At 40.2% G+C, this 24331-nt stretch carries 17 protein-coding genes; 6 read left to right on the forward strand and 11 right to left on the reverse strand.

Translation table 11 applies throughout. The features are described 5' to 3' along the window. Positions 1 to 91: 91 nt before the first annotated feature. Both dnaE and ACFSQ0_RS10740 read right to left on the reverse strand, forming a co-directional pair. Positions 92 to 4465 carry a DNA polymerase III subunit alpha gene (dnaE, locus tag ACFSQ0_RS10735; protein ID WP_379048079.1) on the reverse strand — a complete coding sequence of 1458 codons (4374 nt, stop codon included), beginning with the start codon at positions 4463 to 4465 and terminating at the stop codon, positions 92 to 94. Between the two features lie 198 nt (positions 4466 to 4663). Further along, positions 4664 to 6589 (reverse strand): polysaccharide biosynthesis protein, encoded by a 1926-nt coding sequence (locus ACFSQ0_RS10740; RefSeq protein ID WP_379048082.1) that lies wholly within the window; start codon positions 6587 to 6589, stop codon positions 4664 to 4666. 247 nt (positions 6590 to 6836) lie between these two features. On the opposite strand from ACFSQ0_RS10740, the gene ACFSQ0_RS10745 reads away from it, so the two are divergent. Beyond that, positions 6837 to 7604 carry a polysaccharide biosynthesis/export family protein gene (locus tag ACFSQ0_RS10745; RefSeq protein ID WP_379048085.1) on the forward strand — a complete coding sequence of 256 codons (768 nt, stop codon included), beginning with the start codon at positions 6837 to 6839 and terminating at the stop codon, positions 7602 to 7604. A 1-nt stretch (position 7605) separates the two neighbouring features. Next, positions 7606 to 9993 carry a GumC family protein gene (locus ACFSQ0_RS10750; protein ID WP_379048088.1) on the forward strand — a complete coding sequence of 796 codons (2388 nt, stop codon included), beginning with the start codon at positions 7606 to 7608 and terminating at the stop codon, positions 9991 to 9993. 344 nt (positions 9994 to 10337) lie between these two features. Here the strand turns inward: ACFSQ0_RS10750 and groL are convergent, their stop codons facing one another. From groL to ACFSQ0_RS10795, 9 genes are all read right to left on the reverse strand, one after another. Beyond that, a complete protein-coding gene (gene groL / locus ACFSQ0_RS10755; protein ID WP_379048091.1) occupies positions 10338 to 11978 on the reverse strand; it encodes a chaperonin GroEL in 1641 nt (546 codons plus the stop codon). A 50-nt stretch (positions 11979 to 12028) separates the two neighbouring features. Further along, positions 12029 to 12304, reverse strand: coding sequence for a co-chaperone GroES (locus ACFSQ0_RS10760; protein WP_379048094.1), 276 nt, complete (start codon positions 12302 to 12304; stop codon positions 12029 to 12031). Positions 12305 to 12440: 136 nt separating this feature from the next. Next, positions 12441 to 12794 (reverse strand): preprotein translocase subunit SecG, encoded by a 354-nt coding sequence (gene secG / locus ACFSQ0_RS10765; RefSeq protein ID WP_379048097.1) that lies wholly within the window; start codon positions 12792 to 12794, stop codon positions 12441 to 12443. Between the two features lie 2 nt (positions 12795 to 12796). After that, positions 12797 to 13648: a hypothetical protein gene (locus ACFSQ0_RS10770; RefSeq protein WP_379048100.1), complete on the reverse strand. Its 852-nt coding sequence runs from the start codon at positions 13646 to 13648 to the stop codon at positions 12797 to 12799. Between the two features lie 6 nt (positions 13649 to 13654). Beyond that, complete coding sequence (locus ACFSQ0_RS10775; protein ID WP_379048833.1) at positions 13655 to 14161, reverse strand: LptE family protein; 507 nt, start codon at positions 14159 to 14161, stop codon at positions 13655 to 13657. 2 nt (positions 14162 to 14163) lie between these two features. After that, a complete protein-coding gene (locus ACFSQ0_RS10780) occupies positions 14164 to 15438 on the reverse strand; it encodes a sigma-54 interaction domain-containing protein (RefSeq protein WP_379048103.1) in 1275 nt (424 codons plus the stop codon). 94 nt (positions 15439 to 15532) lie between these two features. Continuing rightward, positions 15533 to 16978 (reverse strand): tRNA (N6-isopentenyl adenosine(37)-C2)-methylthiotransferase MiaB, encoded by a 1446-nt coding sequence (gene miaB, locus ACFSQ0_RS10785; RefSeq protein WP_379048106.1) that lies wholly within the window; start codon positions 16976 to 16978, stop codon positions 15533 to 15535. Between the two features lie 129 nt (positions 16979 to 17107). Next, positions 17108 to 17686: a hypothetical protein gene (locus ACFSQ0_RS10790; protein ID WP_379048109.1), complete on the reverse strand. Its 579-nt coding sequence runs from the start codon at positions 17684 to 17686 to the stop codon at positions 17108 to 17110. An 11-nt stretch (positions 17687 to 17697) separates the two neighbouring features. After that, positions 17698 to 18081, reverse strand: coding sequence for a hypothetical protein (locus tag ACFSQ0_RS10795; RefSeq protein WP_379048112.1), 384 nt, complete (start codon positions 18079 to 18081; stop codon positions 17698 to 17700). 334 nt (positions 18082 to 18415) lie between these two features. Between ACFSQ0_RS10795 and topA the strand changes: the two genes are divergently transcribed. The 4 genes from topA (at position 18416) to porL (ending at position 24329) form a co-directional block, all read left to right on the forward strand. Next, entirely contained in the window at positions 18416 to 20953 is a 2538-nt protein-coding gene (topA, locus tag ACFSQ0_RS10800; RefSeq protein ID WP_379048115.1) for a type I DNA topoisomerase, read from the forward strand. A gap of 15 nt (positions 20954 to 20968) precedes the next feature. Further along, complete coding sequence (locus ACFSQ0_RS10805) at positions 20969 to 22129, forward strand: formimidoylglutamase (protein WP_379048117.1); 1161 nt, start codon at positions 20969 to 20971, stop codon at positions 22127 to 22129. Positions 22130 to 22240: 111 nt separating this feature from the next. Further along, positions 22241 to 23620: a T9SS ring complex lipoprotein PorK/GldK gene (gene porK / locus ACFSQ0_RS10810; RefSeq protein WP_379048120.1), complete on the forward strand. Its 1380-nt coding sequence runs from the start codon at positions 22241 to 22243 to the stop codon at positions 23618 to 23620. A gap of 61 nt (positions 23621 to 23681) precedes the next feature. Beyond that, positions 23682 to 24329, forward strand: a complete 648-nt coding sequence (porL, locus tag ACFSQ0_RS10815; protein WP_379048123.1) for a type IX secretion system motor protein PorL/GldL — start codon at positions 23682 to 23684, stop codon at positions 24327 to 24329. Positions 24330 to 24331: the final 2 nt, after the last annotated feature.

The following is a 24331-nucleotide window of genomic DNA, read 5'->3' on the forward strand; positions in this document are numbered from 1 at the left end:
GTATGTGCTTTATCAATACTAAAAACTAGAGGACCTCAGCCATTGAGAGGCGGGTTGATATTCTTTTATACAAAGTAAATCAGCTTGACTTCTATTGCACTTTAAAATGCATATCTTTTGCTTTTAAACTATCGAGTAATTCTCTATTGATGCTTACTTTTCGACTCCTACTGGGCATTTGTAATTTAATTTTTTCTTTCAGTTCATAAACGATGAAGTTGATGTGCTTATCACCAACTTGTGCCGTGGTGAGTTGATCTAAATAGTCGATGGTATTTTCGTTTAACTGATCGATATCGAGCTGTATGCTAATTTTCTTGGATAGATCTGGTAATACATCTTGAAGTTGTTTAAACATATTAAATTGTATTCGCGGATCTCCCTTTTTTCCGGTTTCCCGATTGGTCCAGCCTTCTTTTACAAACAGACGGATGAACACAAAGTTATTGGGCAATAAAAAATGCCTGAACTTTAGGTATTCCTCACCAAATATTTTGAATTCATAAGAACCGTCATAATCTTCAACGGTAAAAATACCCCAACCTTTACCTGTCTTACTTGTGCGATGTTGAACTTCGCCACTTACAATTCCACCTATGCAGAGTTCTTTATTTACATAATATTCTAAGTGTTCTAATTTGTTCAGCGAAGCATTACAAAAATATTTTAATTCCCACTTAAAATCATCTAGTGGATGTCCAGAAATGTAAATTCCCACCACCTCGCGTTCTTTTTTCAATTTCTCCATGGTACCCCAAGGTTCGCATGGCGGCACTTCAGGCTCGGGAATCTGTACCTCGCTGGCTTCGCCAAATAGACTCACCTGAGCAGAATTTTGATTTTCTTGAAACTTGGCAGCGTATTTAATCACTTTTTCTAAAAAACTAATACCGTCTCCGGGGTCGTGAAAATATTGTGCTCTATGCGTGCCGCCAAAACTGTCAAACCCGCCAGCCAAAGCTAGGTTCTCAAAGGCTTTTTTATTGGCTGCTCGTAAATCAATGCGTTTGGCCATATCAAAAATAGATCTATAAGCACCATCTTTTTTACGGTTGTCTACAATGGTTTTTACCGCTCCGGCACCCACTCCTTTTACAGCTCCCATGCCAAAGCGAATTGCGTTTTGTTTGTTTACCGAAAACTTATAGTAAGATTCATTCACATCTGGACCCAATACGGCTAATTTCATACGCTGACACTCTTCCATAAAGAAGGTTATGTCTTTGATGTTATTCATATTATTAGATAAAACCGCTGCCATATATTCGGCCGGGTAATGCGCTTTCAGATAGGCCGTTTGGTAGGCGATCCAGGCATAGCAAGTAGAGTGCGACTTGTTAAAGGCGTAACTAGCAAAGGCTTCCCAGTCTTTCCAAATTTTCTCAAGCGTTTCCTGCGGATGTCCGTTAGAGGCACCGCCGTCCATAAATTTAGGCTTTAGGAGTTCGAGTTGGGCAAAAATCTTTTTCCCCATCGCCTTTCGCAATTTATCGGCTTCACCTTTAGAGAAGTTGGCTAGTTTTTGCGAGAGCAACATCACCTGCTCTTGGTAAACCGTAATTCCGTAGGTTTCTTTCAGGTACTCTTCCATATCGGGCAGGTCATAAGTAATTTCCTGCCGCCCGTGCTTACGGTCGATAAAATCAGGAATGTACTCCATAGGTCCTGGGCGGTACAAAGCGTTCATGGCAATGAGATCTTCAAACACGGTGGGTTTCAAGTTCTTCATATGCTTTTGCATCCCAGGTGATTCATATTGAAACACCCCGATGGTTTCTCCGCGTTGAAACAGTTCATAGGTTTTTTGATCGTCAAGCGGAAAATTTTCTGGGTCGAGATCTATATTGTGTCTTCCTTTTACAATTTTTACCGTGTCTTTGATCAGCGTAAGCGTCTTTAACCCCAAGAAATCCATCTTCAATAAGCCAGCATCTTCAACCACCGAGTTATCAAATTGGGTGACATATAAATCGGAATCTTTGGCTAGCGAAACGGGAACGTGATTGGTGATATCACTTGGGGTGATAATAACCCCACAAGCGTGAATACCGGTGTTTCTAACCGATCCTTCCAAGGTGCGCGCTAGGTTTACGGTTTCGGCCTCTAAGTCGTTACCGGCGGCAATATCAAAGAGCGATTTTATTTTTTCTACATCCTCACTGCGGTATTTTTTAGCAACTCCTTTTTCGTCTAAAGCAAATATTTTATACAGCTTAGACATATCGGGTACCAGCTTGGCAATTCTATCGGCTTCAGATAAAGGTAAATCCAATACCCTTGCCGTATCTCGAATAGACGATTTGGCGGCCATAGTACCGTAAGTGATTATTTGCGCAACTTGGTTGGCACCGTATTTATTGATTACATAGTCCATCACACGACCGCGACCCTCATCATCAAAATCAATATCAATATCGGGCATACTCACTCGATCAGGGTTTAGGAAACGCTCAAAAAGCAAGTCGTATTTAATAGGGTCTATATTGGTAATTTTAAGGCAATAAGCAACCGCACTACCGGCTGCCGATCCTCGTCCCGGGCCCACCGAAACGTCCATATTTCGGGCTTCACGAATAAAATCTTCTACAATTAAGAAATATCCGGGATAACCGGTTTTTTCAATTACCGATAGTTCAAAATCAAGTCGCTCGCTTATTGATTCGGTAATTTCACCATAACGTTCTTTGGCGCCTTGGTAGGTGAGGTGACGCAAATAAGCATTTTCTCCACGCTTTTTATGATCTATCTCATCTTGTGGGTCTTTGAATTCATCGGGTATATCAAAAGCAGGTAACAAAACGTCACGAGCAAGACCAAAGGGGGTTACCTTATCTACAATCTCTTGGGTGTTGCTTATGGCTTCGGGTATATCTTTAAAGAGATCTTTCATCTCTTCGGCGCTCTTAAAATAATATTCTTGGTTGGGCAGGCCATACCTATAGCCACGTCCTCGACCTATGGGTGTCGATTGTTTTTCACCATCTTTTACACAGAGTAAAATATCGTGGGCATTAGCGTCTTCTTTCTTTTCATAATAGGTGTTGTTGGTGGCTACAAGCTTTACATCGTGACGCTTGGCCATGGGGATTAAAATATCGTTTACACGGTTTTCGTCCTCTTGTCCGTGACGCATTACCTCGATATAAAAATCTTCTCCAAAAGTTTCTTTCCACCAAATAAGGGCTTCTTCGGCTTGATTTTCACCTACATTTAAAATTTTTCCGGGCACCTCTCCGTAAAGGTTACCCGAAAGTACCATAACATCTTCTTTGTATTGCTCTATTATCTTTTTATCGATTCGCGGTACATAGTAAAAGCCTTGGGTATAGGCAATAGAAGATAGCTTGGCTAAATTGTGGTAACCGTTTTTGTTTTTGGCAAGCAAAACAATTTGGTAACCGTTATCTTTTCTACTCTTATCTAAGTGGTCTTCGCAAACAAAAAATTCACAGCCTACAATAGGTTTTAAGGGTTTTTCTTGGCTTTCGCCGGATGCATCTGCCGATATTTTGGCGTTATGATTCTCTATAGCCGTTACAAAATGAAAGGCCCCCATCATATTGGCGTGATCGGTTAGGGCTACCGCTGGCATATTTTGCTTGGCAGCCGCTTTTACCAAGTCTTGCACGCTCATCGTCGATTGTAAAATAGAAAACTGACTGTGGTTGTGTAGGTGGGTAAAAGAAACGGCTTCTAGTTCGGCTAGGTTTTCTCGGATTTGAGCCTGACTTATACCGGCATCAGGCGCTTGTTTTTTTTGTTGCTTGCGCAACTGGGCCGAAGCCTTTTTTAAATTGATGTGCTTTAAACCAATACCTTTTATTGGTTGTGGATTGGCGGCGGCATAAGCTTCAAAATACTTCGGTTGGGCGTGCAACTCATCAAGGCTGTATTGCTTAAGGCGTATTAATTCTAAAAAACAACGTGTGGTGGCTTCAACATCGGCTGTTGCATTATGTGCCTCGTTAAAGGCTTCTCCAAATAAATGCTCATGCAATTCGGTTAGGGTAGGAAGTTTAAACTTTCCTCCACGTCCGCCTGGAATTTGGCACAATTGAGCTGTTTTTTCGGTACAGGTATCTAAAACCGGAAGTTGAGTAAGCTGCGTTTCCATGCCGAGGCGATGAAACTCAGCTCCCATAATATTGATGTCAAAACCTACGTTTTGACCCACCAAAAATTTGGTTTGCCCAAGTGCTGCTTGAAATCGTTTTAATCCTTCTTTTAGCTCTATTCCCTGATCTTGGGCAAGTAGAGTAGAAATCCCGTGAATTTTTTCTGCATCAAATGGAATGTCAAATCCATCGGGTTGTATTAAAAAGTCTTCTTGTTCAATTAGATTCCCGCGTTCATCGTGCAATTGCCACGCGATCTGTATGGCTCTAGGCCAATTGTCGGTATCGGTTATGGGGGCATCCCAGCGTTTGGGTAAACCGGTTGTTTCGGTGTCAAAAATTAAATACATAGCGGTGGTATTGAGAGCTAAAATCCAGGCTAAACTTACATTTATTTATGGGCTTCGAAAAAAAATAGAGCATTTTTTTATAAACAAAAAGCTAAGTCTTATGCGCCGCGCTAATACCTACTCAAATCAAGAATGTTAGCATCAGCCAAGGCTTGGGTTTACTTACCTTGCCGTGTTTAAATAAACTAAAATATACTATTAACTGACTTGTTGTTTTTTGTTCAGCTGCTCTTCTTGTTGGCGACATTCATATTCGGGTACCAAGCTTTTAAGCGTTGCAAAAGCAAGGTGAATATCATTGGAAATAATATGCTGACTAAATTTGTGCAGTATTACCCCGCTGGTTTTGTTGAAATAATTGGTGTCCTCGGCAATCAGAATTTTCTCGTGGTGCGTAGGTAATGTAGTTTCCTTATCGGCAAGCAGTTCTTCGTAGAGTTTTTCTCCCGGTCTTAATCCGGTGTAAGTGATAGCGATATCTTCATTGGGTACCAATCCGCTTAAGCGAATCATTTGCTTGGCAAGATTGATGATTTTAATGGGTTGCCCCATATCAAATACATAAATCTCTCCGCCTTTTCCCATAGCTCCAGCTTCCAATACCAATTGACATGCTTCATCGATCGTCATAAAATAACGGGTGATTTCAGGATGGGTGACCGTTACGGGACCACCGGCGGCTATTTGTTTTTTAAAGTGTGGTATGACCGAACCATTTGAACCCAATACATTACCAAAACGGGTAATAATAAAGGTGGTTTGTTTTTGATTTTTGGCTTGCGCCTGAATGTATATTTCGGCCGATCGTTTAGAAGCCCCCATAATATTGGTAGGGTTAACCGCCTTGTCTGTACTTACAAAAACAAAACGCTCTACTTGGTATTCAAGGGCTAAATCAGCTAGATTACAGGTACCACAGAAATTTACCGAAAGCGCTTCAATAGGATTGTTTTCCATCATGGGTACATGCTTATAGGCCGCTCCATGAAAAACCACTTGAGGTTTGTATTGAGAAAAAACTTCGGCTAATCGGGTTTGGTTACGCACATTGGCAATCACCTGACTAAAACTGAGTTGTGGGTGATTGTTTTTAAGTTCTAAAGAAATTTCATGCAAAGGGGTCTCGGCTTGATCTAACAGAACAATGTGTCCTGGGTTAAAAGGAATAAGCTGTCGCACAATTTCACTACCAATAGAACCTGCAGCTCCTGTAACCAAAATCGTTTTTCCTGTATAGCGTTCTTTGAGTTTGGGATTGTTGATTTTAATAGGGTTACGCTGCAGTAAATCTTCTATTTTCACCTCTCTAAGGTTTTTAAAATCTACGCGGTCTTCTAGATTCTGTGGCGGTGCTATTTTGTAAATGGTCAATTGCAATTCGAGCAATTCATCTACCAAATGCGGACGACGCAGCTGCAGTTTTTTCAGCTTTTCTTCGGTAATAATTAAAGCAGAAGCTTCTTTTGAAATCTGCTTCAATTCAGCTAGACTGTAAATGGGGAGGTTATGAATGCGATTGACCAAGGCACCTTTTCCCGAATGAATGAATCCCGCAATACGAAAATGCTCAGAGTGGTCTGATAATAAACCCTCGGTGGTGGTTAAGGTTTTTAAATCGGTACCGTATATGAAGGCTTTGACGCTATTCTTTTTGCTTGGATATATGCTTTTATATACTTGCTTTACCAATACGCGAAAGAAAAACAATAGAGAAAAACTGATAAACCCGTAAACGATTACCCCTGCATCTAAAATGAGTTTTTGAGCGTCATAATAGTAATAAATACGGTTGATGATCAAAATGGTAAATACCGCTAATGCCGTTACTTTTAATTGGGTGATGACATCGCGAAAGCTAGAAAAACGAACCAATCCAAAATAGGACTTTAGTAAGATAAAGCTAAGTATTTGAACTCCTAGCATCACCGCTAACTCCCAAGATAAAACAAATCGAACTTGGGTATTGCCTTGAACGCTGTTGATTAGAAAGAACGAGCATTCTAATGCGATGAAAGCCAATAGGCTGTCAATAAATAAAATGTACCGCCTGGGCACATAATTTTGCACTAGAGGTTTTAACAGCCGTAGCAGCTTGATTTTTATTTTGGGTAAAAGTGTTCTCATATAAAGAGGGCGTTGCTAAGGAAAAGCACTTTTTGTTTCTTATGTATGGCTAAAATTTGTTTATCCTTCAAAAAAAAACAAGCTAACCTGCTCGTTTTCTTAGGTTAATCGAATTGATTTATGGGACAAAAATAGGTTTAATCTTGATGAAAATACAAATAATACTAAAAGTTTTTATAAATTGAGCGTTTGTAAATAATAAGTGCTCTTAATTTTATAGTAGCAAAACTTAATTATCTTTGCACGCATGAAGAAATTACTACTACTCTTTGTTGGGGTTCTCTGCTTGACCGCTTGTACCAGTAAAAAGGACATCTTATATATGCAGAATATAGACCAGCATACACCTGCGCAAACCTTGGATTTATATACCGAAAAATACATCCAAGTAAACGATATTTTAAAGATCGATGTAACCGCTTTAAACGAAGAAAGTTTAACCCCTTTTAAGTTTAAGAAAACTCAAGCTATGGGCGCAACCAATTTAAACGGTCCGGCCGTATTGCTAGAGGGTTATTTGGTGAATAAGAACGGAGCCATTGATTACCCCGGTTTAGGGAATATTCAGGCAGCTGGTCTCACCACCCAAGAACTCAAAGAGGTGATTGAGTTGCGTTTGCAAAAATTTGTACGGGATGCACAGGTTAAAGTGCGCTTGGTTAATTTTAAGTTCACCGTTTTAGGCGAGGTTAAAGCTCCAGGGACTTACAGTATTACCGATGAAAACATCAGTATTCCACAAGCATTAGGGATGGCGGGTGACTTAACCATCCAAGCCGATCGCAACCATGTTTTATTGGTACGCGAAATCAATGGCGAGCGTGTGCATCAACGCATCGACTTAACTCAAACCGATTGGATGAACTCGCCTTATTACTTCCTAAAACAAAACGACATTCTTTATGTTACCCCAAATACCGCCAAAGTAAAATCGGCTGGTATAGTAGGTAATTTAGGAACCCTGCTTTCTGTGTTTTCAATTCTCTTAAGTTCAGCGGTATTAATATTTAAATAAGATGAAAGAACCTCAAGCTTTTCAAGAAAATCAAGCTACAGATCCGAATCTGGAAAACGGTGAAGATATCAAGGCGATTATTTTTCAATACTTGCGTTACTGGCCATGGTTCTTGGCCAGTGTGTTAGTCTTTGTAATTGGGGCTTTCATTTATTTGCGGTATTCAACTAGTATTTACCAAACTACGGCAAAGGTTAAAGTACTCGATGAAAACGATGATGGTGGGCTCGACCTTTCGGGACTTTCGGGCTCGCGTACCTTGTTTAATATGACCAAGGTAAATCTCGAAAACGAAATGCAAATTTTTAAATCGAGACGTATTCTAGAGCAAGTGGTTAAAAGTCTTGATCTTAATACCACTTACCAATCCAAAGGAACCATCAAGTCTTTTCTGGTTTTTGGTCCAGATGCACCTTTTCACGTTAATTGGATTCCCGATAGTACGCAGCAGGAGGTAGGAAACTCCCCAAGCATACAATTAGCGAGCCTAGGGAATAATGAGTTTAAGCTGAGTGCAGAATCTATAGGCGAACAAAAGGGGCGCTTTGGTGATACCCTCCAGTACGGCGATTTCACTTTGTTAATCACTGATAAGCGCGTAGGAGAAGATCCCAAACCCATTGCCAACATGTCTTTTTGGCACACGGCGATGAACCATAAAGTAAAAAACCTAGCCCAGCAAATCAGTATAGAGCCAGTAGGCGATAAGAGTCACGTATTGCAACTAGGCATCAAAGGCGCTAATCAAGAGTTGAATAAAGCCATATTAGATCGGCTAATTCAAGTATTCAATCAAGATGGTATAGAAGACAAGCGCTTGGTTTCAAAACGTACTCAAGATTTTGTTGAACGGCGTTTGGTGTTTTTAGAAGGAGAGTTAGATACAGTTGAGTCGGGTCTGGTAAATTTCAAACGCGATAATAATGTTGTAACCGTAGAGTCTAGTGCCGAGCAATTATTTGGTAAAGAAGCTGGGGCCGAACAAAAACGTTACGAGATGGAAACCCAGTTGCTGGTAGCGCGTGATTTCCAAGAAACACTGCAAAATCAGTCGGCTTTTGATTTATTACCTGCCAATATTGGAATAGACAATGAAAATGTAAATGCGCTTACCCAGCAGTACAACAGTTTGGTGACCGAGCGCCAACGCTATTTGGTTTCAGGAACCGAAGAAAACCCTATGGTGGTTAACTTAAACCAGCAAATCAATCAGTTGCGTGGCAATCTAAACGGAAGTGTAAATGCTTATATCCGTTCGCTAGAAACCGCTTTGCGCAGCATTAGGCAACGCGAAAGCGTTTCGGCTGGGCAGTTAGGAAGTATTCCTGAGAAAGAGAAACAAATCAGAGACATCACCCGTCAGCGTGAAATTAAAGAAAGACTTTACTTGTTTTTATTACAGCGTAGAGAAGAAGCGGCCTTGAGTTATGCTATTACTTCGCCGGTGATTAAGGTAGTAGATTGGGCATATACTCAACCCCAACCGGTAGCGCCTAAAAAGCAAATTATTTTGTTGGGGGCATTGGTGTTAGGACTCTTATTGCCTTTTGGTATTTTATACGTTTTGTTTTTATTGGATACCAAAATTCACCATAAAAACCAAGTGAAGCGCTTGTTACCACAAATACCAATTGTAGGTGAAGTGCCTACTTTGTTAAAAACCGCTGACCGACTCATTCAAAAGAACGATCATAGTGTGTTGGCTGAAGCTTTTAGGATTTTAAGAACCAATTTAAACTTCTTTGTAGAGCGGGAGCAGGAAGGCGGTAAAGTAGTGTTTACCACCTCGACCACTAAAGGAGAAGGGAAGACCTTTGTGGCGATTAATTTAGCCATTTCAATGGCCTCTACAGGTAAAAAGGTGTTGTTGCTGGGTTGTGATTTACGGAATCCGCAGTTGCATGCCTATATCAATTTGAAGAAAAACCTGGCCGGTACAACCGATTATTTATACCGCAAAGATATTAGTTTAGCAGAATTGGTTCAGAAAAATGCTTTTGAACACGCGAACCTGGATTTAATTTTATCGGGAGAGATTCCACCAAACCCGGCGGAGTTGTTGCTTAACGGACGTTTTGAAAGTCTGTTAAACGAAGCCAGACAAAAATATGACTATATTGTAGTAGATACTGCACCTACCATTTTGGTTACCGATACCTTACTGATAGCGCATCATGCCGATGCTACCTTATATATGATCCGTGCCAATTATACCGACAGTAAATTGATTCAACATATAGAGGAATTAAAACGCAATGATAAAATTAAGAATATGGGTCTGGTGCTTAACGATGTAAAAGCCGATGGAGCCTATGGTTATAATTACGGCTACGGTTATGGTTACCACGCCGAAGAAGTGGCCAAAAAGAAAAAGTGGGGCTTGTTTTAATTTCCTTAATCCTACCAAGTATACTTTAAATTCCCCTCACAAGGGGAATTTTTTTTTGCCTATGATTTTGAACCTGCATTTATATCTAAATAAAGTTTAACTGAGTTACCTAGTTTATTGAAGAAGAGTTAAACGATTTAACCACGGCACACCCAAAAGAAGTGCATCAATTGCTCGATTACTGCGGATTAAGGATAGAAAAGCTGCCACTTTCTTGCATTATATTGGTCAGATTCGTTTTGGTACAAGGTTAAAATTATATTAGGCTCAAAAGGTCGAGGCATAAAAAAAACAGCCCGTCGAAAGACGAGCTGTTTTGAGTATTATGAGATATGATGATAGGTTTACATCATACCGGGCATTCCTCCGCCCATACCTTGTGGCATTCCGCCTCCAGCGTTATCCTCTTCTGGGATATCGATTAAAGCGCACTCGGTAGTTAAGATCATACCGCTTACAGAAGCTGCATTCTCTAAAGCAATACGAGTAACCTTTTTCGGATCAATGATACCAGCCTCTAGCATATCTACATACTCTTCGGTTTTGGCATCGTATCCAAAGTTATCTTTACCTTCAAGCACTTTGTTGATCACTACAGAACCTTCTCCTCCTGCGTTTTCTACGATGGTTCTAAGCGGTGCTTCAATAGCACGGTTTACAATTTGTACTCCCGTAGTTTCGTCTAAGCTAATGGTTTCTAGGTTAGCCAATACGGTTTTAGCACGTACTAAAGCAACTCCACCTCCAGCAACAATTCCTTCTTCTACGGCTGCGCGAGTAGCATGTAAAGCATCGTCTACACGGTCTTTCTTTTCTTTCATTTCAACTTCAGAAGCTGCACCTACATAAAGTACGGCTACACCACCAGCAAGCTTAGCAAGACGCTCTTGTAACTTCTCACGATCGTAGTCTGAGGTAGTAGTTTCTATCTGAGATTTAATTTGGTTTACGCGGTTTTTGATCATTTCATCATCACCAGCACCGTTTACAATCGTTGTGTTGTCTTTATCGATGCTCACTTTCTCTGCAGTACCCAATTGATCGATACTTGCGTTCTCAAGAGTGAATCCGCGCTCTTCAGAGATTACAGTTCCTCCAGTTAAAATGGCGATATCTTCTAACATCGCTTTTCTACGGTCTCCAAAACCTGGTGCTTTAACCGCAGCGATTTTTAAAGAGCCTCTTAATTTGTTTACTACCAAAGTAGCTAAAGCTTCACCATCTACATCTTCAGCAATGATTAATAGAGGCTTACCAGTTTGTGCTACCGGCTCTAGTACAGGCATTAAATCTTTCATGGTAGATATTTTCTTATCTACAATCAAGATATAAGGGTTTTCTAAATCGGTAGTCATTTTTTCGCTATTGGTCACAAAGTAAGGCGACAAGTATCCGCGATCAAATTGCATTCCTTCTACCACATCTACGTAAGTATCGGTACCTTTAGCTTCTTCAACGGTAATAACACCTTCTTTTCCTACTTTGGCAAAGGCCTGAGCGATTAATTCACCAATCACTTCGTCGTTATTGGCAGAGATAGAAGCTACTTGTTTGATTTGCTCAGAAGAGCTTCCTACTTCTTTGGTTTGTTCAGCTAGGTCTTTGGTAATGGCTTCAACGGCCTTATCGATACCGCGTTTTAAATCCATCGGATTTGCACCTGCAGCTACGTTTTTTAAACCTTCTTTTACAATTGCCTGCGCCAATACGGTTGCCGTTGTGGTACCGTCACCGGCTAAATCATTGGTTTTAGAAGCAACTTCTTTCACCATCTGAGCGCCCATATTTTCAAGCGCATTTTCCAATTCGATTTCTTTAGCTACAGAAACACCATCTTTGGTTACTACAGGAGCACCAAAAGATTTTGAAATAATAACGTTTCTACCTTTTGGACCTAAAGTTACTTTTACTGCATTGGCCAATGCATCTACACCGCGCTTAATACCATCGCGTGCTTCAATATCAAATTTTATATCTTTTGCCATAATTCTTTTTTTTTAATTGTTTCAATACAAGTTTTAAAGAGGTGAACAGATTAGAGTATTCCTAAAATTTCAGTCTCACGCATAATTAAATAATCCTTACCGTCAAGCTTTAATTCGGTTCCAGAAAACTTTCCGTAAAGAACCATATCGCCTTCTGCAACGGTCATATCATGTTCTTTAGTTCCCTTTCCTACAGCGATTACTTTTCCTTGCTGTGGTTTCTCTTTTGCAGAGTCAGGAATGTAAATACCAGAAGCGGTTTTCGTTTCGGCAGCTACGGGCTCTATCACCACGCGGTCTGCTAAGGGTTTAAATGTTAATGCCATATGTATTTGTTTTAATGTTATTAATTTCTGCTCAGCATTATTCCCAAAAGTATGCCAGTCTAATAAGGGCAAAAAAAAATGCCATCTTGTCATTTTTAAGTGACAGATGGCATTGGTAAACTTTATAAAGTAAGGCTTAGTTCTGCTCGCCTGTAGTGTTTTCTGTAGCTGGTGTAGTCGGGTTAGGAACAGGAGCTTCAATTGGAGTAGCTTCTTGATCGCCGCCTATGATTCTAGATTCTTCGGCACTTCCTGTACTCATAATGGTTACGTTAGAAAGTAAGATAAGCACCAATAAAACCGTAGCTAATGTCCACGTACTCTTATCTAAAAAGTCGGTGGTTTTCTTAACACCACCCATTTGCTGGCCGCCACCGCCTCCAAAAGAAGAAGAAAGTCCGCCTCCTTTAGGGTTTTGTACCATAATAACAACTACCAATAAAAAGGCTACGATAACGATTAAAACTAAAAATATTCCAAATGTGCTCATATCTAATGTTTTTCTTGTAATTTTTCGATTGCTCGAATCTGGTCTGCAAATAAACTACTTTTTTCGGGATTTTTCAAAATTAATATTTTAAAAGCTTGAATTGCTTTAGAATAATTTTTTTGTTCCAAGTAAACTCGCGCCAAAGTTTCAGTCATTAAGTCCGTATTTAAAGGGGTAGTCTGCAGGCCTTCGGGTTTTCCTACCGGTTCTTTAGACGGAATTATTTTTGGGTTACTCGCAATAAATTTATCAATCAATTCAAATTTCTTAGGAGGTACAGTGGATGATTCCCCAGTGCTTATTTCTTCTGCTTTGGCAGCAGCTCTATCAATGGGTTGAGCTTGAGTGAGTTTCAACCACTCGCTAAAGCTATGGGTCTCCTGGCGGTCAAAAGTTAGCGGGCGTCCGCTTTCCAATACATCTTCTGTAACGGGAGCCTGGTTTTGATCTGCGGCGTTTGAGTCCTCCAGCTCGCTTGCTTTAGGTTCTTCTGCCTTCTCGGGTTGAAATAAATCGGGATCAAATACCTTGCTGGCTTCTTCGGGGGCTAAGGATAAATCTGATTCCAGTTCTTCGCTTAAGCGGATTTTTATCTGCCGGGCCTTTTCCAATTGCTTAAAAACCGGCGAGGTGATATAGTCGAATAAAACACCTCGGTCTTCGGTATAAGCTGCTGTAACTTTTAAAGCATGGTTATAGCTAAAACTATTTTCCTTTTTAAGAGCCTTTAGGTACAAAGCACGTGCAGCTTGAAAATAAGGGTATTCTTCCAATAGCTCGGCATATTGACTAGAAGGGAGACTATCGGTAGTTTCTTTTTCTAATTGTGCATTAAAAGTAGCCTTATCTATCATTTTCGATTACCAATTGGTTAAGGAGGCATTAAACACATCTTGAGTAAGCCTTAAAAAGATTTCATCGAGTGCGGTATCCAAGGTGCTTCCTACCAATTGTTGGTTGGCAGGATAATCCCAGTAGAAGGAGAATTGCTTTTCAAAATCTTTCTCTGGATCTAAGTTATTATAAAAACGTACGTTAACCGCAATGGTCAGTCGGTTTTCGGCAGCGGTATTGCTACTGGTAGCCGTCATCGGCGCAATATAATATTGTGTGATTTCTCCTTCATATACCAAATCTCCTCCCGTATTGGTTAAACTCAAGCTGGTTTGGTTTTGAATACGATCTTGTAGCGCATTGGTAAAACTTCGTTCTATTCCAGGCTCTACCAAACTGGCAGTGTTTTGGAATAAATTTACCTGAAAGCTTTCGGCATCTCCGGTATCGGCACCCGTAAAACTATAAATACCACAGGCTTGCAAAGTCAACAGACTTGCACATACCAAACATAGCTTTAAAAATTTCTGCATCATTACAATTTGTATTGTTTTATTTTGCGGTACAAGGTGCGTTCGCTAATGCCTAATTCTTCAGCTGCAGCTTTGCGCTTACCGTCATGACGTTCGAGCGACTTTCTAATCAGTTCGATTTCTTTTTCTTGCAAAGACAGGGTTTCCTCTTCTTCAATCTCTTCTGCAAAATCATAAGGATCGGGTGCTGTATTTACCGGTTCTGTCGGAGTTTTGTTGCTTTCATTTCCCAATTGCAATATCTCCATCTGCTCATCAAACTCTTCCTCGTAAGCTTCTTGCTCTTTGCTCTGACCGTATATTTTATTGATAAGCCCTTCGTGCTCATCTTTTAAATCGGCGCTATTGCCGCTCTGCATGAGTTCTAAGGTAAGCTTTTTTAAGTCGTTTAAATCGCTCTTCATATCAAACAAGATTTTATATAAAATCTCTCGTTCGTTACTAAAGTCGCTTTCGCTTTTTTTGTTTTCTACCACGGCAGGAAGGTTGCTTCCTGCTTCAGGTAAGTATTCTGCCAAGGTTTGCGCATCGATGCTTCGGTTTTGTTCTAATACCGATATTTGTTCGGCTACATTGCGCAACTGACGTATATTTCCGCTCCAACGATATTTGACTAAAGTATTTACAGCAGCCTCATCTAAGCGTATGCTGGGCATTTTATATTTTAAAGCGAAATCGGATGCGAATTTTCTAAACAATAAATGAATATCGCCTTTTCTTTCCCTCAAAGGGGGAAGGTGAATCTCAATGGTGCTCAAACGATAATACAGGTCTTCCCGAAACTTTTCTTTTTTAATGGCTTCAAACATATTCACATTGGTTGCTGCTACAATGCGTACATTGGTTTTTTGAACCTTAGAAGAACCCACTTTAATGAATTCACCATTTTCGAGCACGCGCAATAAGCGCACCTGGGTGGTCAAAGGCAATTCACCCACTTCGTCTAAAAAGATGGTCCCGCCGTCGGCTTCTTCAAAATAACCGCTACGGGTTTGGGTTGCCCCTGTAAAGGCACCCTTCTCGTGACCAAATAGCTCACTGTCAATAGTTCCTTCGGGTATGGCCCCGCAGTTTACGGCGATATACTTACCGTGTTTACGATGAGAAAGCGAGTGTATGATTTTTGGAATACTCTCTTTACCTACACCGCTTTCACCGGTTACCAATACCGAAATATCGGTAGGTGCTACCTGCATAGCCTTTTCTATGGCTCGGTTGAGCCCGGCATCGTTGCCGATTATTTCAAAACGCTGTTTGGTTGCTTGTAATGATTCCATTTTTTAAGGTATTAAATCGGTGGTAAAAACCGCCAATAAGATAGGCCTTTGCGGCAAAACTGAATAAGGTACTCGGCAGGCGAGTACCCGATTTTTAATTGTTGTCAGAATATCCAACTGGTGTTCCTAATAAGGTGGCACTGGTACAATCTTCAATCTTTACCTTTACAAAGTCGCCTACTTTATAATTTTCTTTAGGAAAAACCACCATAGTGTTTTGGGTGTTTCTACCACTCCAATGTAAGTCAGATTTTTTAGACTCCTTTTCGATAAGCACTTCTTCTATCTTACCCAAGTGCTGTTGGGTGCGGTACAACGAATGTTCGCGTTGCAACTCGATGATTTCTTGAAGTCTTCGTTTTTTTACTGGCTCAGGTACATCATCTTCCATCTTTCTACCTGCCATCGTTCCGGGGCGCTCCGAGTAAGCAAACATAAAACCAAAATCGTATTTCACATATTCCATCAGCGAAAGCGTATCTTGATGATCTTCTTCGGTTTCAGTGGGGAATCCCGCAATCATATCCTGAGAAATCGCACAATCGGGTATGATTTTTCTAATATTATCAATCAATGTAAAATACTCTTCGCGTGTATGCAAACGGTTCATTTTTTTCAAAATACGATCGCTACCGCTTTGTACGGGCAGGTGAATGTACTTACAAATATTTTGGTGCTTAGCCATGGTCTCAATAACATCTAAAGTCATATCCTGCGGATTAGAGGTAGAAAAGCGGATACGCATCTTAGGCTGAGCCTTTGCTACCTGATCTAATAATCCGGCAAAATTCACTGCTGTAGCCTTTTGCATTTCACTGGCTTTGTCAAAATCTTTTTTAAGCCCACCACCATACCATAAATAGCTATCTACATTCTGGCCTAATAAAGTGATTTCTTTAAAACCGCGTGCCGCTAGGTCGTTTACCTCTTCGAGTATACTTTGAGGGTCACGGCTACGTTCTCTACCACGGGTAAAAGGCACCACACAGAAGGTACACATATTATCACAACCGCGGGTAATCGATACAAAGGCAGAAACTCCGTTGCTTTGCAAGCGTACCGGTGAAACATCGGCATAGGTTTCTTCCTTACTTAAAATTACATTTACGGCATTGCGGCCGGCCTCCACTTCTTCAATAAGGTTGGGCAGGTCTTTATAGGCATCTGGACCTACCACCAGGTCTACTATTTTTTCTTCTTCTAAGAATTTGCTCTTTAAGCGCTCGGCCATACAACCTAAAACTCCTACCTTCATACTGGGGTTATGGCGTTTTACCGCGTTGTATTTTTCAAGACGCTTGCGTACGGTTTGCTCTGCTTTCTCTCGAATCGAGCAGGTGTTCACCAATACCAAATCGGCATCTTCTAATTTATCGGTGGTGTTAAAACCTTCTTTGGCTAAGATGGAAGCTACAATCTCACTATCGCTAAAATTCATCTGGCAACCGTAACTCTCAATAAAGAGTTTGCGGCTGTTATCTTTTTTGGGCTCCATAACCAAGGCGCTGCCTTGCTGGGTTTCGTCGATCACCTTCTCCATATTCTATGCTATTAATCAAATTTGAACGCCAAAGATACAATGAAAACCATACTCTGACAAACTGACAGATTGTTAATTTTTGCACTAATACTTAATTGTAGTTTTGTGGAGGAAGTATTTTTTTAAGAATTATTCAGGGTTTATTAGTTGAATAACATCTTTTATAGGTTGTTTTTTTGTGTAATCGGAAAAGTAAATGATATCTCCTTTATCATCTAAAAGAATTATAGATCCTCTACTTACATTTTTATAATCTTGGTGAGGGGTAATTTGTTTTAAGAATAGCTTTAGTTTTTTATCTCCGTTTTTAGAATATTTATCACTTACTACAAAAAGCGGATATGTATAGTTTATTTTCAAGAAATATTCATAAAATCTGTTTAGACTTTTAGAATTATCTTTGTCAATGCTAAAAAATAAAATATCTATTTGTTTTTCTTTTAATAGTTTGGCTACATCTATCATTCTATTTTTAACGGAACTACATGTGGGAGAAAAAACATAAATTAATGTAAATTTCTTCTCTCTACATTTAATTAACGATTGTAATTCAGAAGCATTTATAGTATAGATAGTACTGTCTATATTTTTTTTGTTAAATATAAACTCCTTACAACTTTTATATGCTAATGGTTTAGAGATGTATTTTTGTCCACTACAAAAAATGGAGGTTAATAAAAAGAATAAAGTAGTAAGGAGTTTTATCATAATGATTATTTTTAATTATTAATAATTGGCACTCTATAACCGCCAAATTCACCAATATTAAGTTCTAGTGGGTATGATGATGCAGGAAGGTAAAAACTTGTATCGTCTTCTGCGTATAAATCTTCATCAATATAGAAGTTTGTATCATATATATTTGAATCAAGAGGTTCATTTAATTTAAATATCAAATGTGAATCATGTGGTAGTCCTTGTGCTTGATTTTGAGCATTTTCAATAGCTTCATCAACTATTTCTGCTACTTTTTCATCAGGTAATCCTGGATTTGCTTCGCAGAACATGCAAAACCTGCATACACCGATTTTTTTACAATCTTTTGATTTTTTACCAATCTCAACTACAACAAAACGTATTCCTCCGTTTCCACGAGCTTGCATTAAATTATTTTGTTCGAGCGGGTTAAGAATAATTGAAGATTCTGGTTCTATTAATTTTTGATCGCTATTACTTTCTGTAGAACAGGCTATTATTAAGCTTAAGGATAGTAATGCAAATAGTTTTATAAATTATTTTTTCATAATTAAAAATTTTAGATTATCGGATTTTACTCCTTTTCAAGATTATATGTTTCTAGCTTACATAAGCAATATATATAAAACAAAAAAGATACATAATTTTTAGTTTAAAAACGCTTGAAGCGGACTAAAAATCGGTAAAGAAAAAAGAAATCAAAAATTTCTCCTACTTTTGCAAATACAAATAAACGAAAGCATGGCGAAAAATTTAGTAATAGTAGAGTCACCAGCGAAGGCCAAAACCATTGAAAAGTTTTTGGGTAAAGACTATAAAGTAGCTTCTAGTTTCGGGCATATTGCCGATTTGCCTACCAAAGAATTGGGGGTAGATGTAGAAAAAGACTTCAAGCCCAAATATGTGGTTAACAAAGATAAGAAAGATGTGGTGCGCAACTTGAAAAAACTAGCCGAAGCTTCAGAAACCGTTTGGCTCGCAAGTGATGAGGACCGCGAAGGAGAGGCTATTGCTTGGCACTTGGCAGAGGAATTGGATTTAAAGCCGAGTAAGACCAAGCGTATTGTTTTTCATGAAATTACTAAAAATGCTATTCTCAAAGCTATAGAGAACCCTAGAGAAATCGATTACAACCTGGTGAATGCCCAACAGGCAAGAAGGGTGCTCGATCGTTTAGTGGGCTATGAGCTCTCGCCTGTATTGTGGCGCAAGGTAAAGGGAGGACTTTCGGCCGGACGTGTGCAATCGGTTTCGGTGCGTTTGATTGTAGAACGCGAACGGGAAATCATCGATTTCGAAACCAAAGCCAGTTACCGTATCGATGCGGAATTCGCAACCCTAGAAGGCAAAAGCTTTAAAGCTAAAATCCCGAAAAACTTTGACACCAAGGAAGAGGCTGAGGCCTTCTTAAAACAAAATATCGGCGCTGAGTATGTGGTAGCCGACCTCACTAAAAAGCCTGCCAAGAAAAGACCAGCACCGCCATTTACCACTTCTACCTTGCAGCAGGAAGCCGCGCGTAAATTGTATTTTTCGGTGAGTAAAACCATGAATATGGCGCAGCGTTTATACGAAGCCGGACATATTACTTATATGAGAACCGATAGCGTAAACCTGTCTGATGAGGCTAAAAAAGGGGCCGCAAAAGAGATTCAAAGCGCCTATGGTAAAGAATATTTAGAACCGCGTAATTATAAAGGTAAATCCAAAGGTGCTCAAGAGGCGCACGAGGCGATAAGACCTACGCATTTTGAGAACCATAGCGTGCCGGCAGAAAGAGACCAACAACGTTTATACGAACTCATTTGGAAACGTGCCATTGCCTCGCAAATGAGCGATGCTAAATTGGAGCGTACTGTGGTGAAAATTGATGCCGATAAGCACGATAAGCAATTCACAGCCAACGGAGAGATCTTGAAATTTGACGGATTCTTAAAAGTTTATTTAGAGGGAACCGATGATGAAGAAGAAGAGCAAGCAGGTCTTTTACCAGCGATGAAGGTGAACGATAAACTCGACAACAACTACATCAGCGCGACCGAAAGATTTACCCGTCCACCCGCCCGCTATACCGAAGCTTCATTGGTTAAAAAGCTAGAAGAATTGGGTATTGGTAGACCCTCAACTTATGCGCCCACCATATCGACTATTCAAAACCGAAAGTATATTGAGAAAGGAAGTATAGAGGGGAAAGAACGTGCCTATGCCAAGCTGGTGCTGAAAAAAGACAAGTACAGCGAAAAAAGCCTAACCGAAATGGTAGGATCAGATAAAGGTAAGCTTATCCCTACTGATGTAGGTATGGTAGTAAACGACTTTTTAGTACAGCACTTTAGTAATATTTTAGATTATAATTTCACTGCTAAAGTAGAACAAGATTTTGATGATATTGCCGAAGGGAATGAGAAGTGGACGGAGATGATGCAGGCTTTTTATCAGGAGTTTCATCCTACCGTAAAAGATGTAGCCGAAAATGCCGAACGTGAAGTAGGAGAGCGCGTACTGGGTAAAGACCCCAAAACGGGCAAACCGGTAAGTGCTCGATTAGGAAGATTCGGACCCATGGTTCAAATCGGTTCGGTTGAAGATGAGGAGAAACCACAATTTGCCAGCCTAGGACCCGATCAGACCTTAAACAGTATTACCTTCGAAGAGGCTATGGCTTTGTTTGAGTTGCCTAAGAAATTGGGTGAATACCAAGACGAAGCGGTTGAGGTGAATAACGGTCGCTACGGTCCGTATGTGCGTTATGGGAAAAAGTTTGTCTCTCTAGATAAAGGCGAAGATCCGTTAGATGTGACGTTTGAACGTGCGATGGAATTGATCAAGGCTAAAGAAAAAGCCGATGCGCCTATTTATACTTATGAGGGTAAAGACGTGCAAAAAGGAGTAGGTCGTTTTGGTCCGTATATCAAATGGAACAATATTTTTATCAATGTAAATAAGAAATACGATTTCGATAACCTGAGTGAATCCGATATTATCGAGCTAATCGAAGACAAAAAGAAAAAAGAACGCGATAAGCTGATTCACCACTGGGAAGAAGAAGGGATAAAGGTAGAGAAAGCCAGATGGGGACGTTTTAAGCTAAGCCAAGGAAAGACCAAAGTAGAATTACCTAAAACCACCGATGCCGAAAACCTTACTTTAGAAGAAGTGAAGGCGATGCTTGAGAAGGCAGGTGGAAAGAAAAAGACTACAAAAAAGAAAACCGCTACCAAAAAGAAAACTACGGCCAAGAAAAAAACGACTACAAAGAAGACGACCAAAAAATCTTAAGCCGATTAATAATTTATGAATACATCATTTTTTACTCCCTTGCCCGAAACTTTTTTTGAAACCTTAGATTTGGGCGAGGGGAGTATAGGCTTGCAAATACAGGCCTACCGGGAGGCTGGCGCTTTTCCCGATTTAGAAAATGTGCAGGTGGCTATTTTGGGTGTAAAAGATTCGCGCACTACACAAGCGCAAAACCCAGATTTTGAAAACTGGGAAGCCATCCGTAAAGCTTTTTATCATATGCACCGCGGCAATTGGCCGCTACAACTAGCCGATTTGGGTAATATTCGAGCCGGTGCCACACCTCAGGATACCTATTTTGCCTTGCGCGAATGTTTAGCGCATTGCCTAGAGCAAAACACCATTCTTTTGATACTGGGGGGTAGCCAAGATTTGGCCTATGCCCAATACCGAGCTTATGACAACCACGGGCAAATGGTGCATTATGTGAATGTAGATGCGAAATTCGACTTGGGTGATACTGCCGCCCCTATTGGGCCCTATTCTTATGTGGGTAAAATGGTGGTTGAAGAGCCTTTCAACTTGTATCATTATTCCAATATAGGTTACCAAACCTTTTACAATGCACAAGAAGAGATCAACTTACTCGAGAAGCTTTATTTTGATACCTATCGCTTAGGCGAGGTCTGTCAACAAATCGAGCGAGTAGAGCCGGTATTTAGAAACGCAAGTATGGCTAGTATCGATGTAAATGCCATCGAGCCCGCTCATTTGGCGGCGCCCAATTTGACGGCCAATGGCTTTAACGGTCGGGAGATTTGCGCCATTGCCCGCTACGCTGGTTTGGGAGATCAAGTTTCGAGTATGGGACTTTATCATTTAGACGATTTGCCCAATTGCCAAGCAGCCAATACCCTTGTAGCCCAAATTATGTGGTATTTTATCGAGGGGGTGGTGTACCGAAAGGATGAAAATTCACCCAGCGCTAAAAAAGATTTTATCAAGTACCAAGTTCCGGTAGATACCGATGTTTTAACGTTTTATAAGAGTCAGCTTACCGGTAGATGGTGGCTTGAGGTACCAATTGCAAAAAAAATTAACAATAAATTAGAAAATACGACGTTATTGCCATGTACTTATGAAGACTATGAGAGCGCTTGCAACCAAAACCTACCAGCCATTTGGTGGAAAGCAAGAATAAAAAACGAGTTATAGTCAGCAATTTGTCGCCAATTTTAACTTTTTTTTAAATAAAAAATTGTTTTTTTGGAAATTATTAAATAGGTTTACGCCCTTAAAATTAGATTATCTTAACCTGATATAGTTATGAAGAAAGTTTTTTCAGTTCTTGCTTTAGTTTCATTCTTAGCCAGCTGTGGCGGAGGAGACAAAGGTCAATTAGTTGGAGTAAAAGGAAAGCAGTGGCATGCAGAGAAGCCCTACGGAATGACACTGGTACCCGGTGGTTCATTCATTATGGGTAAATCTGACGATGATGTGGCTGGCTTGAACAATGCCCCAACCAAAACGGTTACCGTTCGATCCTTTTATATGGACGAAACCGAAATTACGAACTCAGAATACCGTGAATTTGTACATTGGGTAAGAGATTCCATCATCAGACAACGACTTGCCGAGGAGGCAGAGCTAGCCGGCGGCGGTGGCGGTGGCCAAGGAGGTAAAACCGCGAGTATTGCCGATTTCGCCTTTAAAGGTTCGGCAAATGCCAACAATAAAAAAGGAGGTCAGGCACAAGAAACGCCTTACCAGCAGTATTCAAAACACTACGACCCTAATAACCAGCGTTTGAACTGGGATGTAGATATCATCTGGAAAACCGATGAGTATCCAGACGAGTCTTACGTTTATGTAATGGACGAAATGTACTTGCCTCAAGACCAGTCGTACAACGGCGAGCGTCTTATGGATGTAACTAAATTCAAATACAGCTATAAAACTATGGATATGGATGCTGCGGCCCGTTCTCGTGGCGACCGTTCCAACTTCATTCAAACCGAAGAAGTTGAGGTGTATCCAGATACCACAGTTTGGATTCGTGATTTTAGCTACTCGTATAACGAGCCTATGCATAACGACTATTTCTGGCACGCGGCTTATGATGAGTATCCAGTAGTGGGTGTTTCTTGGAAACAAGCCAAAGCATTTTGTGACTGGAGAACTTTAAAGCATAATGCTTACCGTAAAGAAAAAGGTTTGCATAACGTGAATACGTATAGATTGCCAATTGAATCAGAGTGGGAATATGCCGCTCGAGGCGGAATTGAATCGGCTACTTACCCTTGGGGTGGGCCGTATGCAAAAGACGATCGCGGATGCTTCTTGGCAAACTTCAAGCCTTTGCGTGGAGATTATGCAGCAGACCAAGCTTTGTATACCGTAGAGGCCAAGTCATTTGAGCCTAACGATTTTAACTTATACAATATGGCCGGTAACGTGGCCGAGTGGGTAAACTCATCTTACTCAGACGATTCATACGACTACTACTCGTCGATGAACCCGAACGTAAACGATAAAAACAACAAGCGTAAAGTAGTGCGCGGAGGTTCTTGGAAAGATGTAGCCTATTTCCTACAAGTAAGCTCGAGAGATTACGAGTATGCAGATTCGGCAAGAAGTTATATCGGTTTCAGAACAGTACAAGATTATTTAGGTAATGATTTAGACTTGAATCAGCCACCGAGATAAGAACAACAAACAACAAACTCAATTTTAATTAAACTTAACTTAAACAACTAAAATTTAAATTATGGCAAAGTCAAAAAAAGGAAAGAAAATCATGAATATGGTTTATGGTCTAGGAGCAGCGGTAGTAATCTTAGGAGCACTATTTAAAATTATGCACTGGCCTTTTGGAAACGAGATGTTAATCCTTGGTCTTGTAGTAGAGGCATTAGTATTCGCTATTTCAGCTTTCGAACCAGTAGATGATGAATTAGATTGGTCTTTGGTTTACCCAGAATTGGCAGGAGGTGCTTCTTCAGGTTCTAAGCGAAATACCTTAGTAGAAGATCCTAAAGATGCGCAAGGTGCCCTTTCTAAGAAATTAGACGATATGTTGAAAGAAGCTAAGATAGATGGAGCTTTAATGGCAAGCTTAGGAGAAAGTATTAAAAACTTCGAAGGTGCGGCAAAAAATATGGCTCCAACAGTAGACGCTATTGCTTCGCAAAAGAAATACAGCGAAGAAATGACCTTAGCGGCATCTCAAATGGAATCTTTAAACAACCTTTACAAAGTACAATTAGAATCTACTAGCAAGCAAGCCGAAGTAAACCAAGCGGTAGCAGATAACGCGGTGAAGTTAAAGTCTGAAATGGAAAGCTTAACTAGCAACCTATCAAACTTAAACAATGTTTACGGAGGTATGTTAACGGCAATGCGTCCTAACGCCTAAGT

The organism is Mesonia sediminis, from assembly GCF_042684705.1.
Lineage (GTDB): Bacteria > Bacteroidota > Bacteroidia > Flavobacteriales > Flavobacteriaceae > Mesonia > Mesonia sediminis.